This window comes from Rhodococcus sp. IEGM1339 (genome assembly GCF_050321925.1).
Taxonomy (GTDB): Bacteria; Actinomycetota; Actinomycetes; order Mycobacteriales; family Mycobacteriaceae; genus Rhodococcus; species Rhodococcus pyridinivorans.
In genome coordinates, this window is record NZ_JBNQFT010000013.1 from 73,090 (window position 1) to 89,401 (window position 16,312).

16 protein-coding genes and 2 pseudogenes are annotated in these 16,312 nt (G+C 67.0%); 9 read left to right on the forward strand and 9 right to left on the reverse strand.

From position 1 onward, the window contains the following. The first annotated feature begins 52 nt into the window (after positions 1 to 52). On the forward strand, positions 53 to 343 hold the full coding sequence (locus ACQR3U_RS13740) for a putative quinol monooxygenase (protein ID WP_006550865.1): 291 nt from the start codon (positions 53 to 55) through the stop codon (positions 341 to 343). Between the two features lie 47 nt (positions 344 to 390). Here ACQR3U_RS13740 and ACQR3U_RS13745 read toward each other — a convergent pair whose 3' ends face one another. The 3 genes and pseudogenes from ACQR3U_RS13745 to ACQR3U_RS13755 all read right to left on the reverse strand — a co-directional run. Beyond that, positions 391 to 1,371 carry a pirin family protein gene (locus tag ACQR3U_RS13745; RefSeq protein WP_230810708.1) on the reverse strand — a complete coding sequence of 327 codons (981 nt, stop codon included), beginning with the start codon at positions 1,369 to 1,371 and terminating at the stop codon, positions 391 to 393. Positions 1,372 to 1,430: 59 nt separating this feature from the next. Further along, positions 1,431 to 2,330, reverse strand: a complete 900-nt coding sequence (locus tag ACQR3U_RS13750; RefSeq protein WP_006550863.1) for a spermidine synthase — start codon at positions 2,328 to 2,330, stop codon at positions 1,431 to 1,433. A gap of 65 nt (positions 2,331 to 2,395) precedes the next feature. Continuing rightward, positions 2,396 to 2,657: pseudogene (locus tag ACQR3U_RS13755) on the reverse strand (MFS transporter); the annotation flags it as partial. 80 nt (positions 2,658 to 2,737) lie between these two features. Here ACQR3U_RS13755 and ACQR3U_RS13760 point away from each other — a divergent pair. Together ACQR3U_RS13760 and ggh are read left to right on the forward strand one after the other, a co-directional pair. After that, positions 2,738 to 3,460: pseudogene (locus ACQR3U_RS13760) on the forward strand (LLM class flavin-dependent oxidoreductase); the annotation flags it as partial. A gap of 120 nt (positions 3,461 to 3,580) precedes the next feature. Continuing rightward, on the forward strand, positions 3,581 to 4,918 hold the full coding sequence (ggh, locus tag ACQR3U_RS13765) for a glucosylglycerate hydrolase (protein ID WP_024102503.1): 1,338 nt from the start codon (positions 3,581 to 3,583) through the stop codon (positions 4,916 to 4,918). Between the two features lie 49 nt (positions 4,919 to 4,967). Here ggh and ACQR3U_RS13770 read toward each other — a convergent pair whose 3' ends face one another. The 4 genes from ACQR3U_RS13770 to ACQR3U_RS13785 form a co-directional block, all read right to left on the reverse strand. Beyond that, positions 4,968 to 7,046: a PhoX family protein gene (locus ACQR3U_RS13770; RefSeq protein ID WP_230810694.1), complete on the reverse strand. Its 2,079-nt coding sequence runs from the start codon at positions 7,044 to 7,046 to the stop codon at positions 4,968 to 4,970. A gap of 111 nt (positions 7,047 to 7,157) precedes the next feature. Beyond that, entirely contained in the window at positions 7,158 to 8,408 is a 1,251-nt protein-coding gene (locus ACQR3U_RS13775; RefSeq protein WP_230810695.1) for an alpha/beta fold hydrolase, read from the reverse strand. A gap of 60 nt (positions 8,409 to 8,468) precedes the next feature. Continuing rightward, entirely contained in the window at positions 8,469 to 9,263 is a 795-nt protein-coding gene (locus ACQR3U_RS13780; protein ID WP_006550857.1) for an LLM class F420-dependent oxidoreductase, read from the reverse strand. A gap of 465 nt (positions 9,264 to 9,728) precedes the next feature. After that, entirely contained in the window at positions 9,729 to 9,998 is a 270-nt protein-coding gene (locus ACQR3U_RS13785) for a pirin-like C-terminal cupin domain-containing protein (protein WP_269572349.1), read from the reverse strand. Positions 9,999 to 10,093: 95 nt separating this feature from the next. On the opposite strand from ACQR3U_RS13785, the gene ACQR3U_RS13790 reads away from it, so the two are divergent. Both ACQR3U_RS13790 and ACQR3U_RS13795 read left to right on the forward strand, forming a co-directional pair. Further along, the gene (locus ACQR3U_RS13790; protein ID WP_006550855.1) at positions 10,094 to 10,342 is read left to right on the forward strand and encodes a type II toxin-antitoxin system Phd/YefM family antitoxin; all 249 of its coding nucleotides are present in this window, start codon (positions 10,094 to 10,096) and stop codon (positions 10,340 to 10,342) included. Continuing rightward, positions 10,339 to 10,593 carry a Txe/YoeB family addiction module toxin gene (locus ACQR3U_RS13795; RefSeq protein WP_230810696.1) on the forward strand — a complete coding sequence of 85 codons (255 nt, stop codon included), beginning with the start codon at positions 10,339 to 10,341 and terminating at the stop codon, positions 10,591 to 10,593. Before ACQR3U_RS13790 ends, ACQR3U_RS13795 begins: the two co-directional genes overlap by 4 nt. A 100-nt stretch (positions 10,594 to 10,693) precedes the next feature. Here the strand turns inward: ACQR3U_RS13795 and ACQR3U_RS13800 are convergent, their stop codons facing one another. Further along, positions 10,694 to 11,215 carry a hypothetical protein gene (locus ACQR3U_RS13800; protein ID WP_230810697.1) on the reverse strand — a complete coding sequence of 174 codons (522 nt, stop codon included), beginning with the start codon at positions 11,213 to 11,215 and terminating at the stop codon, positions 10,694 to 10,696. 156 nt (positions 11,216 to 11,371) lie between these two features. Between ACQR3U_RS13800 and ACQR3U_RS13805 the strand changes: the two genes are divergently transcribed. Next, a complete protein-coding gene (locus ACQR3U_RS13805; RefSeq protein ID WP_019290518.1) occupies positions 11,372 to 12,328 on the forward strand; it encodes an ERCC4 domain-containing protein in 957 nt (318 codons plus the stop codon). Between the two features lie 313 nt (positions 12,329 to 12,641). After that, positions 12,642 to 12,884, forward strand: a complete 243-nt coding sequence (locus tag ACQR3U_RS13810; protein ID WP_082331778.1) for a transposase — start codon at positions 12,642 to 12,644, stop codon at positions 12,882 to 12,884. Positions 12,885 to 13,260: 376 nt separating this feature from the next. Here ACQR3U_RS13810 and ACQR3U_RS13815 read toward each other — a convergent pair whose 3' ends face one another. Beyond that, a complete protein-coding gene (locus ACQR3U_RS13815; RefSeq protein ID WP_006550849.1) occupies positions 13,261 to 13,887 on the reverse strand; it encodes a TetR/AcrR family transcriptional regulator in 627 nt (208 codons plus the stop codon). A gap of 102 nt (positions 13,888 to 13,989) precedes the next feature. On the opposite strand from ACQR3U_RS13815, the gene ACQR3U_RS13820 reads away from it, so the two are divergent. Together ACQR3U_RS13820 and ACQR3U_RS13825 are read left to right on the forward strand one after the other, a co-directional pair. Beyond that, positions 13,990 to 15,159 carry an acyl-CoA dehydrogenase family protein gene (locus ACQR3U_RS13820; protein ID WP_064256074.1) on the forward strand — a complete coding sequence of 390 codons (1,170 nt, stop codon included), beginning with the start codon at positions 13,990 to 13,992 and terminating at the stop codon, positions 15,157 to 15,159. Between the two features lie 10 nt (positions 15,160 to 15,169). Then, the gene (locus tag ACQR3U_RS13825) at positions 15,170 to 16,306 is read left to right on the forward strand and encodes an acyl-CoA dehydrogenase family protein (protein WP_006550847.1); all 1,137 of its coding nucleotides are present in this window, start codon (positions 15,170 to 15,172) and stop codon (positions 16,304 to 16,306) included. The last annotated feature ends 6 nt before the right edge of the window (positions 16,307 to 16,312 follow it).

Genomic DNA, 16,312 nt, shown 5'->3' on the forward strand with positions numbered 1-16,312 from the left:
CCCCGTTCGCAGGTCCTATCCACGACGAGGCAGTGACCACGGGAGGGAATTCATGATCATCGTCGCAGGACATCTCACCGTCGACGCCGACAGGCGTGAGTTCTATCTGGCGACCTGCAGGTCCGTCGTCGAGGCCGCCCGTAGAGCGCCGGGCTGCCTCGACTTCGCTGTCACCGCCGACCTGATCGAGCCCGACCGCGTCTGCATCTACGAACGGTGGGAGTCACAGGCACACCTCGACGACTTCCGCGGCAGCGGACCCGACGACGATCAGGCGCGGGAGATCCGGTCGATGGAGGTCTCCGAGTACCTCGTCCCGGATGTGCAGCCGTCGAACGAGTAGTTCTCGTCGCAGATCCCGCCGGAAATCGACAGGATCTGCGCACGCCGTCAGCGTTGCTCGAGCTTCTCGTCGGGATACCGCGCGAACCGGCCGGCGTCACGTTCGTGCACGGGACCGTCGCTGTCCCAGGGCCATCCGCCGAATCCGGTGCGGCGGTAGTCCTCGAACGCCTGGCGGACACCCGCCTCGTCGTTGAGCACGAACGGGCCGTACGAGACGACGGGTTCGCCGATCGGGCGACCCTGCAGCATCAGGATCTGCGTGCCCTCGTCGCCGCCGGTGAGGTGCACCGGCACCGACGCGTCGACGACGACCCCGTGCCCGGACTCGATCGTCCGGTCACCGATCCGCACGGGGGAACCGTTGTACACGTACAGGACCCGTTGCGTCTGCTCACCGCGCGCGGCCGGCAGTTCCCAGCGCGCACCGGACGACAGGTCGATGTTCCAGATCGCCACGTCGGTGCCGGGTCGGGACGCCCACGAATTCGGCGGGGGCGGCGGCGGAGTCGCGCCGTCGAGCTCACCGGCGATGACGCGGACGGAGACGGTGCGTCCGTCCTCGTCCGTGACCGTCACGGTGGGGGTCTCCTCGTTCCACAGCATCGAGAAGTGCGGATCGACGGTCTTCGACTCGGCGGGCAGGTTCAGCCAGATCTGGAACAACTCGAGCGGATTGTCCGAATCCTTGTTCAGCAGAGGGAACATCTCGCTGTGGACGACCCCGTTGCCGGCGGTGAGCCACTGCGTGTCGCCCTCACCGAAACGCGCCGCCGCACCCACCGAATCGGAGTGGTCGACGAAACCCGAGCGCACGAAGGTCACCGTCTCGAAGCCGCGGTGCGGGTGGCCGGGGAATCCTGGGACGGTGGTGCCGTGGTACATGCTCCAGCCCGCCGGGTTGCCGAAGTCCTGGCCGATCGGGCGGCCGTCGAGCGACGCGTCGGGTCCGAGCTCGTCGTTGCCCGCCGGATACGCGTCGACGTGGTGTGCGACGAACAGGAAGGGATCGATCGTCTGCCAGGGCATACCGAGCCGGAAGACCTGGAGTACCGGAGTAGGGGCTGCTGACGTCATGACCCGTGCAACTACGTGCCCGTGCTCTTTGTTCCGGGCGGTGTGGTGGCCTCGCTGTCGTCGAGCACGCGCGCCCCGGCGGCGAACTTCTCGACCTGGTCACCCAGCCGGATCTGCGCGGGGACGGCTCCGCCGAGCAGGTCGCGGGCCAGGGCCGGGGAGTCACCGAGCGGCAGGTCGCTGCCGGCGATGACGACGTTGCCGTAGCGGCGTCCCTTGAACATCGCGGGGTCGGCGATGATCACGGTGTGCTCGAAGACCTCACCGATCGTCGCGGCCTCACGTTTCGCGACGGTCAGGTCGCGGAAGTCGCCGCAGTTGACGACGTAGACACCGCCGGGCGCGAGCACGCGTCGGGCGTGCTGTGTGAACTGGAGGGTGGTGAGTGCGACGGGAGTGCGGTTGTAGGCGAAGACATCCCGCACGATCACGTCGCGGCTCGCGTCGGAGAGCGAGGTGAGGACCTGACGGGCCTCCCCCACCCGGATACGCAGCAACGGAGCGCGGGGCAGATCGAACCAGTGGCGGACGAGTTCGGCGAGGCGACCGTCGATCTCGACGACGACCTGCCGAGCGTCGGGGTAGACCGCGGCGAAGTAGCGCGCCATCGTGCACGCACCCCCACCGAGGTGCAGCACGCGCAATCTCGAGTCGTGTTCGAACCTGCTCTCGACGAGCATCGCGATCCACCGCATGTACTCGAACTCGAGCAGGGCCGGGTCGCTCAGGTCGATGTGCGAGCTGGGCACCCCGTTGATCTCGAGGACCCATCCGTCGGCGAGATAGCGGTCCTTGACGAGCTCGCACGTACCCGTGTCGATGTCGTACAACCCCTCGGCCGGGCCGCCCGGTGCACCCGTCTTCTCCTTGCGCGGCGACGATGCGGCGCGGCCACCTCGTTGCCTGCTCATGCGACGAGCCTAGTACCGGCTCGTTTGCCTCGGATCAGAGGTGGAGGTCCTCCCTGCGCATCATCGCGGTCGCCGATGTGGCCGAAGACGACACCGCGGATGGGTCGGACCACGAAACCCACGGCGAAGGTCGCGAAGGCCGGCATCGTGCCGACGAACGAACTCTGGTCGGGGAAAACAGCTGGTTGAACACCAGGCTCGCACCGTCGCGTAGAGGAAGAAGTCGTACCACTCCACCGTGGTGCCGAGCAGGCTCGCCGCGACCACGGTGCGTAGTCTCCTGCGACGATCGAGATCGGACTCGGGTGCGGAACTGGGCTGTGACAGCGTGGTCACGGACTCGATTCCCGGTGGTGGACAGCGTGCAACCCGGCGACGCCAACCACGTCCGACACATTCACACACGGGCGGGCAACGGCCCGGTCGACTTCAAGGCCGAATACATCCAGGTCGAGAACGCCCAGCTCCAGCGCATCCCCGATCCGGTGCCGCCGCTCTTCTTCGGCGGGTCCTCTCCCGCCGCCGGCACCGTCGCATCGCAGTTCTGCGACATCTATCTCACGTGGGGTGAGCCGCCGGCCGCCGTCGCCGACAAGATCGCGTGGATCCGCGGCCTTGCCGACATCCAGGGACGCACCCTCGACTACGGCATCCGCCTGCACGTCATCAGCCGGGACACCTCCGACGAGGCCTGGGCCGAGGCCGACCGCCTGCTCTCCGCGCTCGACCCCGCGACCATCGAGAAGGCCCAGCAGAGCCTGGCCCGCTCCGGTTCCGAGGGGCAGCGCCGGATGGTCGAGCTGCACGGCGGCGGCAGCGCTTACGCCGCGAGTAAGGACGCCCGCAGCCTCGAGGTCTCCCCCAACCTGTGGGCGGGCGTCGGACTCGTCCGTGGTGGCGCGGGCACCGCGCTCGTGGGTTCCCACGAGGAGGTCGCCGACCGCATCGCCGAGTACGCCGAGATCGGACTCGACCACTTCGTGCTGTCGGGCTACCCGCATCTCGAGGAGGCCTACCGCTTCGATGAGGGCGTGCGTCCGATCCTCGAGCATCGCGGCCTGCTCGCCCCGGCCTCCCACCGCCCGGGCGACCTGTCGGGCTCGACGGCCTTCCTGCCCTCCGCGCACTGACCATCCCCTGACACATCGATACAGCACAGCTCGACACAGCGCCGGCGCGAAATGTGTCGGCGCTGTTACAGCTGCGGCCCTCGTCGTGCGGATCCGTCCGCAGCACAGAGAATGGGGGCCATGCCGGACCGAGGATTCACCTCCACACAGCTCGCCGCACGCGCGGCGTACCTGCTGCGTGGGAACGACCTGGGCGCCATGACGAGTGCCGCTCCCAAGCTTTATCCACACATGTGGAGTTGGGATGCGGCGTTCGTCGCCGTGGGGCTCGCGCCGCTCAGTGTCGAACGGGCGGTGGTCGAACTCGACACCCTGCTCTCGGCGCAGTGGAAGAACGGGATGATCCCACACATCGTCTTCGCCAACGGTGTCGACGGCTACTTCCCGGGCCCAGCGCGCTGGGCGGTCTCCGAACTGGCCGCGCACGCACCGGCGCAGGTGCAGACCTCAGGTATCACACAGCCTCCCGTGCACGCTATCGCCGTACAGCGCATCCTCGAGCATTCACGACGGCACGGCCGCTCGACACGTGCTGTCGCCGAGGAGTTCCTGGATCGCCGGTGGGCGGATCTCGTGCGGTGGCACCGCTGGCTCGCGCACGCACGCGATCTCGACGGCAACGGCCGCATCGCGCTGTACCACGGGTGGGAGTCGGGCATGGACAACTCCCCGCGCTGGGATACGGCGTACGCCAACGTTATCGCCGGTCCGGTGCCGCCCTTCCATCGCGAGGATCTCGAGCACGTCGCCGACGCCACCCAGCGACCCACCGACCGTGAATACGCGCGTTATCTGTGGTTGCTCGAGGAGATGAAGACGGCGCGTTACGAGGACAGCGTGCTCGCGAAGGCCATGAGCTTCGCGGTCGAGGACGTCTTCGTCAGCGCGGTGTTCTCGCTGTCGTGCGAGGTACTTGCAACCATCGGTGAGGAGCATTCCCGTCCCAACGCGGATGTGCGCGAGCTGTATCAGTGGGCCGAGCGGTTCCGGAAGGGCGTGATCACCACGACCGACTCCCGCACGGGCGCGGCGAAGGATTTCGATCTACGCAGCGGGAAGTGGGTCGCCACCGACACACTCGCGATGTTCGCGCCACTGCTGTGCGGCGGTCTCGACCGGCAGGCCGAGAGGGCGCTGCTGCGCACCTTCGAAGGGCCGAAGTTCTGCGGGCATCCGGATCTTCGCTATGCGGTACCGCCGTCGACGTCCCCCGTCTCGGGCGACTTCCGTCCCCGCGAGTACTGGCGCGGACCGGTGTGGCCCGTGATGACGTGGTTGTTCTCGTGGGCGTTCGCCCGTCGTGGCTGGGCCGAACGGGCCAACGTGCTTCGCGCGGAAGGACTCCGGCAGGCGAGCGACGGCACCTTCGCCGAGTACTACGAACCGTTCACCGGCGACCCGCTCGGCAGCATGCAGCAGTCGTGGACCGCCGCAGCGGTATTGGACTGGCTCGGATGACCCGTGCGTGGTTCCGGGAGCGAGCGCGACCGGAACCACGCACGAGGTGTCAGACCCCGATACGTCCGCCGTCGGACTTCCACGCCGCGACCACGGCGGGACGCGGCTGGGAGTCGCCTCCGTCGGGCCAGTGCGAGGCCGGCGACGCCCACGACGCGTCGTCGGTCTCCCCGGGATGCTGCACGCACACCACGACCCGGCCGTCCTGCACGATCGGCCCGCACGTCTCGGCGCCGATCGGCACGGTGAGGAACTGCTTCGTCTCACCGCGACGCGGACCGTCGAGGACGACGCTGAACAATCCGTCGTTGGAGCCGAGTGCGTTGCCGTCGGTCGAGATCCACAGATTGCCGTACGAATCGAAGGCCAGGTTGTCCGGGCACGAGATCGGACTGACCTGCGACTTGTCGAAGCCGCCGAAGTAAGTGTCGGCCTCGTTCGGGTCCCCGCACACGAGCAGCAGCCTCCACGTGAAGGACGTACCCGCGTGGTCGTCGTCGATCTCGAGGACCTGACCGTTCTTGTTGTTCTCGCGCGGATTCGCCTCGTCGGCCGGCGCGGCGCCGTCGACGCCGCGCTTGGTGTTGTTGGTGAGTGCGACGTAGACCTTGCCGGTGACCGGATTCGGTTCGAAGTCCTCGGGGCGATCCATCTTCGTCGCGCCCACCCGGTCGCCGGCGAGGCGGGTGAACACCGCGACCTCTTCGGCGCTCATGCCGTCGACCAGCGACTCGGCGCTGCCGTCCTCGTTCGCGCGCAGCAGCGGGATCCACTCGCCGCTGCCGCGGAACTCGCCGGCCTCGGGAAGTGTTCCGGATCCGTCGATCTCGTCCGGATGGTCACCGCTGAGCTTCGCGACGTAGAGCGTGCCGGCGTCGAGCAGGGTCATGTTGTGCCGCATCGCAGCTCGCGAGTTTCCGGGCTGCATCTTCCGCGACGAGACGAACTTGTACATGTAGTCGAAGCGTTCGTCGTCACCGCTGTACGACACGACGGTGCCGTCGTCGGTGATGTGGACGGTGGCCGCCTCGTGCTTGAACCGTCCCAGCGCGGTGTGCTTGACGGGCACCGAATTCGGATCCCACGGATCGATCTCGACGATCCACCCGAACCGGTTGACCTCGTTGGGTTCCGCGGCGATGTCGAAGCGCCGGTCGAATCGTTCCCACTTCCGTTCGGTTTCCGCGCCCTCGAGTCCGTACCGGGCGAGACGTTCGGCAACGACCGGGTCGGTGACGCTCTCGGCGTTGGCGAAGTACTGGTTGAAGTTCTCCTCGCCCGACAGCACGGTGCCCCACGGGGTGAGCCCGCCGGCGCAGTTGTTGAACGTCCCCGCGACCCGCGTGCCCGTCGGGTCGGCGGTGGTCTTCAGCAGGCCGCTGCCCGCGGCCGGTCCGGTGAGAAGGAACTCGGTTGTTCCGGTGATACGACGGTTGTATTCGCCGAATTCCGGTGTCAGGCGCCCGGTCCCGGGCTCGCCCTTCACCTGGACGACGGACAGCCCGTGACCGGCGATGCCGATGCGTACCTGTTCCTCGGTCGGGTCGTCCGCGTCGTAGTCGGCGAACATGAAGGGCTCGGCGGTGTATTCGTGATTGACGACGAGCAGGTAGGTGTCGGGTCGGCCGTCCACCGGGAGCAGACCGGCGAAGTCGTTGTTGAACCCGAACTGCTTCTCCTGTGCGGTCGCCGTCTGGTTGCCGATGTCGAAGGCCGGTGCATCGGGCAGCACCGGATCCCCCCACCGGATGACGACGTCGTTCTCGTATCCTTCCGGAACCGTCACCGCGTCATCGGTGTTCGGTGCGACCGCCGTGAAGTTCGTGCCGTCGGGCACCGGCCCGAGATCGCCTGCCGCCCCAGCGTCACTACCGGCGGCGGCAGTGGAATCGTCCGCACAGGCCGTCAGAACGCCACCGGCGCCGACGGCGAGCACGGCCATGGCCCCGCCCCGCAGGACCCCGCGACGCGAGACGGCCGCGCGCACGATGTCGCCGAAGTATTCACTGCGGGAGGTGTTCGGGACGGCGTGCGAACAGGCATCCCCGCACTTGTACTTGCACGTGATGTTCGAGCGCGACGATATGCCGTCGTGCGTGACGAACAAGGGCAGGACTCTACGGGCCACAACGTTCTCCTCGTAAATCGGTTCGACGCCGGAACCGTAGGAGCGTCAGGCGAGTCGGACGGAACGAGAAGGTGAACACCCGATGAGCATTCGGCGGCCGTGAGACGGCGGTCACAGAACGGGCCGAGGTCCGCCCGGGGCGATGCGGTCGGGATCCACGATCGGCCGGACACCGGGACGGTCGTCATCGAAGAACGCGCCGTCCGGCGACTCCTCCTCGTCGTCCTCGACCTCGCCGGGCCTGCCGTCGACGAAGGGCACCACCCGGTTCGTGATCGCGGTGTTGTATTCCGCGGGAGCCTGGATCGGATTGGCGTGTCCGGTGCGGTCGAGTTTCGACACCAGCAGCGTGCCGTCGACACCGCCGGACTGGTCGATCAGGATCCGGTGACTGTACTCGACGTCGACGACGTTGTCGTTCACGGCGTTCCGTGGCCGGAGGAACGCTATGGCGGGACGGATCTTGTCGTCGCGTTCGTCGGCGAGTGCCCTCAGGTTGTCGATTGCACCGGAGGCGACGATCGCCCGGAACTGCGATTCGATCAGCCCGTTGCTCGCGGCGTCGGTCGAGAAGATCTTGTCGTGGAGCACCTCGACCGCGACGTCGTGCAACTCTTCGGTGTCGATACGGCGGTACCACCGGTCCGAGGGGAGCACGAAACGGTCCATGCGGGCGACGACCTCGACGAGCATGCGCATGCTGCGGCTCTCCCGTGCGCCGGGCAGCCAGCCGATCCAGCGCAACAGGTCCTCACCGGCGTCGCGCGCGTCGGCCCGCACGGCGTGCAGGTCGAGCGGCGTGCAGTCCAGGATCACGCCGGTCACCTCGAGATCGGTGTCCTGATACAGGTGCTGGGCGACCTCGAGGGCGATGATCCCACCCATGCTGTGCCCGGTGAGCACGATGTTCTCGATCCCGGACCACGCGGCACGCTCGCGGATCAGGCGGCTGACGACGGCGGTGTCGAGACCGCTGTTGTCGTACTCGACCGCCCACACCTGCCCGAGTTCGCTCAGTGCGGGCAGTGCCGTGGCGGTCTCGGTCGCGTCGAGGTTGCCCAGGCCCACCAGGTCGACGACCGCCGTGTCGCGGTCCTCCCGCGTCGCCGCGTCGTGGATCGGATGTAGCTGTGGCTGCGTGAGAGCGAGTCGCTCACGGACCGGCGCGACGTCCCATGCCCAGTACTGGGTGAACAGGGCGACGAGCGGGAGCGCCGCGACGGCGGTGCGCGCGAGGGCTCGTCGAAGCCGGCCGAACCGTACCCAGTGATGACCGGCGCGGGTATCGCGGAGACGTCGCCGCCGCCGACCGTCGTCCCAGTCGTCGGCGGTGCAGGGCGGTAGCCATGGTGCGTTCGACATGCACCACCGATGCTACCGACGTACTGTGCTCGGCTCAGGGTCCGTCGGCACGGGCCGGGATCAGCTCAGCCCCGTCAGCGGGGGTGCGGAGTTGTCGTCTCGCCACGCGATGGCTTCGCGCAGTTCGGTGAGGTCGTAGTCGGGACCACCGACACCCACCGTGAACTGCGTGATCCCGAGCTCCACATAGGACGGGGCCGCGTCGGCGCCGGGCCACGAGGTGGACCGTTCGATGTCCTCGGGTCGACGACCGGCCTCGGCGCAACGCTGCGCGAGGATCTCGGATTTCTCGGCGTGGGTCTCCATCTCGCCGAAGCTGTGCCAGATGTCCGCGTACTTCGCGACCATCGGAAGCGTCTTCTTCGGGCCGCCGCCACCGATGAGGATGGGGATGTGCCGGGTGGGCTGCGGGTTCAGCTTGCCGAGGCGATTCACGATGCGGGGCATGTACTCGGCGAGCAGGTCGAGGCGGGAGCCCTTGGTGCCGAACTCGTAGCCGTACTCGTCGTAATCTCGTTCGAACCAGCCCGAGCCGATGCCGAGGATGAGACGACCGCCGCTGATGTGGTCGACGGTGCGGGCCATGTCGGCGAGCAGGTCGGGGTTGCGGTAGCCGCCACCGGTGACCAGTGCGCCGATCTCCACGCGCTCAGTCTGCTCCGCCCAGGCGCCGAGCATCGTCCAGCACTCGAAGTGGGCGCCGTCGGGGTTGCCGTAGAGCGGGTAGAAGTGGTCCCAGTTGAACACGATGTCGGCGCCTGCGTCCTCGGCGCGGAGCACGGTGTCGCGGATGACGCCGTAATCGGGTTGCTGCTGGGGCTGTAGTTGGAGTCCGATGCGAATGGGGCGCGTCATGGAGTCCAGGTTAAGAGAGTGTGTCTCATGTGGACGGCTTCTTGAAGCAAGTGAGTGCAGCACCGAGATGGAGGAACCCGACGAAATGTTCCCCGCAGGGATCGATAGCGATCGGCGGACGAGGGGAACGCGCACGACGATGACCTCCAGCTCGGGCGCAGCCGGACGGCGGGCCGGGTCCGGGGCCATGTCGGCAGTTTCCCGCGCGTCCTTCTCCAGAGTCGCTGCGGTCTCGGCGAACTGGTCGAGGGCAGGATTCACGCCGACGAGTGTGAATCGCGTCCGATCACGGTGACGTCGCCACACACAGGTCGCCGAGGATTCGGACGAGGAACGCGGTGCTGTGATCCCAGCCGTCGCGCGGGGCGCCGGCGCCGTAAGAGCTGCCGCGGGTGATGAGTAGAACGACGGGCTTACCGTCGAGGAATCGATCGCTGGCGGCGCCACCGGCAATGACAAGGTCGATCAGAGGTACTGCAGTCGGGACCGGCGGGGGATGTCGCCGAATTTACCGGCGTGAAAGTCCTCGAATGCATTGGTGATTTCCACCTTGGTGTTCATGACGAACGGTCCGCCGAGCACCACGGGTTCGCCGATCGGCGGTCCGCTGAAGGTAAGGATTCGTGCGGGGGTGTCGCCGTCGGTGGTGTCGATGTCGATGGTGGACGAGCCAGCGTGCGTGCACCCGGAGCGCAGCGCCGGCAGATGGACGAGCAGAGAGAACGAAAGCCGCACCTCGCACCTTTTGGTACCGAATGCCGTACCGAAGTGGTACCGTTTAATGTACCGGTTCAAGAGCTGGGCCGAGCGACTTCGGGGAAGGAGTACTTATGGCTGCCATCACTGCTACCGAAGCGAGAAAAAACTTCTTTCCGCTGCTCGAACAGGTCAACAAGGACCACACCCCTGTGGAAATCGTATCCAAGCGGGGCAATGCCGTCCTGATGTCGAAGGATGACTACGACGCCATGCTCGAGACCTCGTACCTGATGCAGTCTCCGGCCAACGCCCGACGACTGCTCGCCAGCATGCAGAGAGCTCGCGGAGGTGAATACACCGAAAGGGAACTCATCGAGTGAACATCACCTTCACCGACGAAGCCTGGGACGACTACCAGTTCTGGATCTCGACCGACAGAAAACAGCTCAAGCGTGTCAACGAGCTGGTCAGGGATTGCCAACGAGACCCGTACTCGGGGATCGGCAAACCCGAACGGCTCAGACATGCCCTGTCAGGACTGTGGTCTCGACGTATCGACAAAGAACACCGCCTGGTCTACGAGGTCATCGACGGTGCCCTGGTCATCATCGCCGCCCGCTACCACTACTGACCCGATCCACGGTCCGACGACCGAATCCGGGCAGGATTATCACTTCTGACTGAGCAACCGCAGACACATCCTTGCCGATGGTCGGGGGGTTGCTTGCAGGTCAGCGACAGTCGACATGCACCGAGACATACACCCGGCCACTGTGCTCGCCGCTCCACTGGTCCGGACCTTCGACGGCCGCGGCGATGTCGAACTGGTCGGGTTCGGACCAGTCCACCGGCTCGGGTGCCGCGATCAATGCGGTGGTGTCGAGCTCGGCGGACGGGAACTGCTGGTCGGTGTTGCCCACCGTCAGTGCCGGCGAGCCGCACGCAGCGCGGAGCAGATGGTCGATGGCCGATGTACGCCACGCGGTCGCCGAGAACCGGATCGTGTCCTGAGCGAGTAAGTCCACTGCCTGCCCGACACCGACGACGTGCGCCGCGGCCATCTCCACCCCGGTGCTTATGCCGCTGTCGAGCAGCCACGCATGGAATATGGGTATGAGCCGCTGGTACTCGTCGACCGCGGTTCGGCGAGAGCGATCTGCGAGCGAGACCACCGTCCCCTGGTTCTTCTGCGCTCGCTTCTTGGCTTTCGCGGCACGCTTCTGCCCGGCCGAACCTCTGCTCTTGTCGGACATGTGGCAGGACCTTTCATCGACGACCGGTTTCTGTCGCGCCCACCCGATGCATTCCTGCCTCGCACACGCGTGTCCGGCAGGCTTGTCGGCGGGCGATCGGTATCGGACACTGCTCGGTATGTATCGCCGAGCGAAAGGCCGCCGAACTTCGTGGACATGGTGATCGCCCGCAACCCGGACCCGGAATCACGGCTGCCGTTCCTACTGCGCCTGCCCCTGTCGGACGGACTGGTGTTTCGCACCTCCGACACCTGGCCGCGTACCAAAGCCCTGTTCTGCTATCCCGTTCCGGCCGACGAGTGGCCTGAGGACCCCGAGATCGTCGAGCAGGTTCGGTTGCGTTCGTGTGTGCGTCGCGGCGCCGCGATCGACGTGGTCCTGGACCGGGGACGGGAGAACCGGTCGCAGATCGTGTTCACCCAAGCTCGGGGGCGCGATGCCGTGTTCTGGCAATCCCCGCGCACTCGGAAGCAGGCACGTCCGAATGTGCGCACCCCCACCGCCCGAGCCGCCGGCATCGCCGAACTGACGATCGTCGTCGATTCCCACGAGCGTTACCCCTACAAATTCCCCGGGCAGCAGGTCGACACCGTCCGCCGTGCGCTGGCGTGCGGAGACTACGGTCTGCTCGTCGACGACCGGTTGGTCGCCTCGGTCGAACGCAAGTCGTTGGCCGACCTGGTAGGCAGCCTGACCAGCGGGAGGCTGCGTTTCGCGATGGCCGAGCTCGCTGCCCTGCCCCGCGCCGCAGTGGTGGTCGAAGACCGTTACTCGGCGGTGTTCAAGTTCGAACGGGTCCGGCCGGCGATGATCGCGGACGGTCTCGCCGAGCTGCAGGTCCGCTACCCCGGTGTGCCGATCGTGTTCTGCGAGACTCGTCAGCTCGCCGAGGAGTGGACCTACCGCTATCTCGCCGCCGCGCACGAGTGGACCGGCGTCGAGGACGCGGCGTGTGACCGCATCACACCGCAGCACAAGGACGCTCCCACCGCGGAACCGTCCACCGCCGACGTACGCGCGTGGGCCCGCGGCGAGGGCATGAAGGTCCCCGATCGTGGCCGGCTCCGTCCCCAGGTGTGGGCGGCCTGGCGCAACGCTCACGCCTCGGGGTGAGGCTGAACGCCGCAGCAGCCGATGCCACGTCCTGCCGTTTCGTGCGGAAGGCGCGGCGACTGCCACGCGCGCTCGATAGACCGCGCCCCATCCAGCGGTTCGACGCCACGCCGTGCTGAGCACGGCGATCACGTCATCGTCGAGCATGATTACTGAATCGTCCCTGATCTCATCGAGGGTGAGCCAGGCATCCCGGAAGGATCACCCCAGACTCATCATGGCGAACTACAAATACCCTCAGGAACTGGCGTGAGCGAGCGACCCGACTCGCCGTCGAAGCCCGCCGTGACCCCGACACACGCACCGGCGCGCCATCAACCGGATCGCCGAGCAGACCGGCGTCCACAAGGAAGCCCTGCGGACCTGGGTGCGCAAAGCCGAAGACGACGAGCTCCCGACCGAGCCGGTCGATGCCGAAGCGCGCATCCGCCGTCCGGAGAAAGAGAACCGCGAACTACGGCAGTTGATGGAGATACTTCGCTCTGCCACAGTGTTTTTCGCGAAGGCGGAGTTCGTCCCCCGCAAGTGGGAGGTGGCCCCACGCCGACTGAAGTAATCGCCTGTGTTCATCGACGAACACAAACACCGCTGGGGGATCGAACCGATCTGTCGCGTTCTGTCGGAGAACACCGGCCGGGAAGACGTCGAAGCGGCCACCGTGCAATGGGTGCATTGGTTCGATACCGAACGGGTCCACGGCATACTCGACTACCGCACCCCGACCGAGATCGAGACCGCCTACTACGCACAACCACCGGCCGCACCTGCGGCCTGAGGACTGAACACACGCTCAGCCTCAACAAAACTCGGGACTTGACGATCCAGTGGAACAACCCGACCCGAGTGGTCGGACGATCAGCCATGCCAGCAGAGCGATCGTTACCGCACAACCATATTCACAGCAACGCGCTCAGCTGATCGGTGCATTCGGGCTAAGGAAACATCTCGTATCGTCGCCCGAGTTCCCGCAGGAAGGACTCGAGAACGAGGTCGAAGCTCTCGGCATCGATCTCGGCGGCGTACTCGCGAAGCCGATGCGCCTGCGACAGATGCGGATACCGCTCGTTGTAGGTGTCGATGTGATCGTCGAATCCGCCCGCGAACGAGGTGATCGCGGAACCGATGACGATGTACTTGATCGAGGCTCCGATCATCGTCGCGAAGCGGGGCGGCCAGCCGGCGCGGGTGAGGCCGCCGTGGATGGCGTCGGACGCCTGGAGGGAGACGGGCCGGGTGCCGGGACTCGAGGCGAGGAAGGGCACCATATTCGGGTGCGCGGCGAGCGCGTCGCGGTAGGTGCGAGCCCAGCGTCGGAGAGCTTCCTGCCAGTCGTCCTCGGCGAACCCGCTGACGTCGACCGATTCACCGATGGCGTCGGCGATGTCGTCGAGCAGTTCTTCCTTGGTGGCGTAGTGGCTGTACAGCGACGGGGCGCGAACACCCAGTTCGGCGGCGATCCGACGCATCGAGACGGCGTCGAGGCCGTGCTCGTCGACGAGTCGTAGCGTGACGTCGCGGATGAGCTCACGGCTGAGCAGAGGCGTGCGCGGGCGCGCCATCCATCGTCCTCCTTCCGGCCCGGCCTGGACGAGCTAACAATGTAAGGTTAGTTTGGAATCGCGAGAAGCGCTACGGCGCCGGCATCCCTGGAAGGTCCCTCCATGAACCTGAAGCTCACCGAGGAGGAGCGTGCGTTCCGCGACGAACTGCGCACCTTCTTCACCACCGAGATCCCCGCCGAAGTGCGTGCGAAGACCGCCTCCGGCACTCCGCTGGGCAAGGACGACTACGTCGCCGTCCAGCGCATCCTGCATTCGCGCGGCCTCGCCGTTCCCAACTGGCCCGTCGAATGGGGCGGTCAGGACTGGACGCCGATGCAGCGCAACATCTGGCTCAGCGAGCTGCAGCTCGCGTCGGTGCCCGACCCGCTGCCGTTCAACGCGTCCATGATCGGGCCGGTCATCGCACAGTTCGGCTCGCAGGAGATGAAGGAACGCTTCCTCCCCGCCACCGCCAACCTCGACATCTGGTGGTGCCAGGGCTTCTCCGAGCCCGAGGCCGGCTCCGACCTCGCGTCCCTCAAGACCCGCGCCGTCCGCGACGGTGACGACTACATCGTCAACGGTCAGAAGACGTGGACGACGCTCGCGCAGCACGCCGACTGGATCTTCTGCCTCGTCCGCACCGATCCGAACGCGAAGAAGCAGGCCGGCATCTCGATGCTGCTCTTCCCGATGGACACCCCGGGCGTCACCCTCCGTCCGATCAAACTGATCGACGGCAGCTACGAGGTCAACGAGGTCTTCTTCGAAGACGTGCGCGTTCCCGCCGAGAACCTCGTCGGCGAGGAGAACACCGGCTGGACGCAGGCGAAGTTCCTGCTCGGCAACGAGCGCACCGGCATCGCCCGGGTCGGCGCCACCAAGGTCAAGCTCGCGCGGGCGAAGTCCCTCGCGGCCGAGACCCGCTACGGCAGCGGCTCGCTGCTCGACGACCCGATCTTCGCGGCACGCCTCGCCGAACTCGAGAACGAGCTGCTCGCTCTCGAGCTCACCCAGCTACGCGTCGTCGCCGGCTCGGCCGACGGCAAGCCCAACCCGGCATCGTCGCTGCTCAAGATGCGCGGCTCCGAGCTGCAGCAGGCCGCGACCGAACTGCTCGTCGACATCGCCGGCCCCGATTCGCTGCCCGCCGGCGAGGCCGGTATCGACTCGCCCGACTGGGCGCAGCTGACGATGCCGACCTACCTCAACAACCGCAAGGTCACCATCTACGGCGGGTCGAACGAGGTTCAGCGTTCGATCATCGCTTCCTCGATTCTCGGACTGTGAGGCCCCGGACATGAACTTCGAACTCGACACCGAACAGGACATGCTCCGCGCGACCGTCCGCGACCTGCTCTCCGGCGCGTACGACGTCGAGTCGCGCAACCGGGTGGCCGAAGGTGACCTGGGCTGGAACCGCGACGTATGGAAGCAACTCGGCGAACTCGGCGTGCTCGGCCTGCCCTTCGCGGAGGAGCACGGCGGCATGGGAGCCGGACCGGTGGAGGTCATGGCCGTCATGACCGAGATCGGCCGCGCGCTCGCACCCGAGCCCGTGCTCGACTGCGTCTACCTGCCCGGCCGGCTCGTCGCCGAGGTCGGCACCGACGCGCAGCGCTCCGACATCCTGCCGCAACTGTCCGAGGGCACCGTGCTCCTCGCGTTCGCGCACGACGAGCCGGGCAGCCGCTGGCCGCACACCGAGGTGGCCACCACCGCGGCGCGCGACGGCGACTCCTGGACCGTCTCCGGTCGCAAGAATCCTGTGCTGCACGGTGATTGCGCCGACACCTTCATCGTCTCCGCGAAGCTCCCGGAGGGTGGCGTCGGACTGTTCGTCGTCGACGCATCGGCGGACGGTCTGGTCCGCACGCCGTACCGCACCCACGACGAGCGTCGCGGTGCGCAACTCGTGCTCGACGATGTTGCGGCGACCCCGCTCGGTGAGGCGGCCGACGCGTCCGCCGCCATCACCGCGGCGCAGGTGCACGCGCAGGCGGCACTGTGCGCCGAGGCGGTCGGTGCCCTCGACTCCTCGGTGCAGCTGACCACGAGCTACCTCAAGCAGCGCAAGCAGTTCGGTGTGCCGCTGTCGATGTTCCAGGCGCTCACCCACCGTGCGGCCGACATGTACGTGCTGTACGAGCTGGCGTCGAGCATGAGCCTGTACGCGACCATGGCCCTCGCCGACGGCATCGTCGACCCGACCATCGCCTCGCGCGCCAAGCTGCAGGTCGGCCGGTCCGCTCGGAAGATCGGCCAGGAGTCCGTGCAGATGCACGGCGGCATCGGTGTCACGGCCGAGCACTCCATCGGCCACTACCTGAGCCGCCTGACCGCGATCGAGCACACCCTCGGCACCATGGACGATCACCTGCGGGTGCTCGCCGGCGGTGTGAAGGACTACGAGCTCGTGGAGATCGCCGGAATGTGACCGATC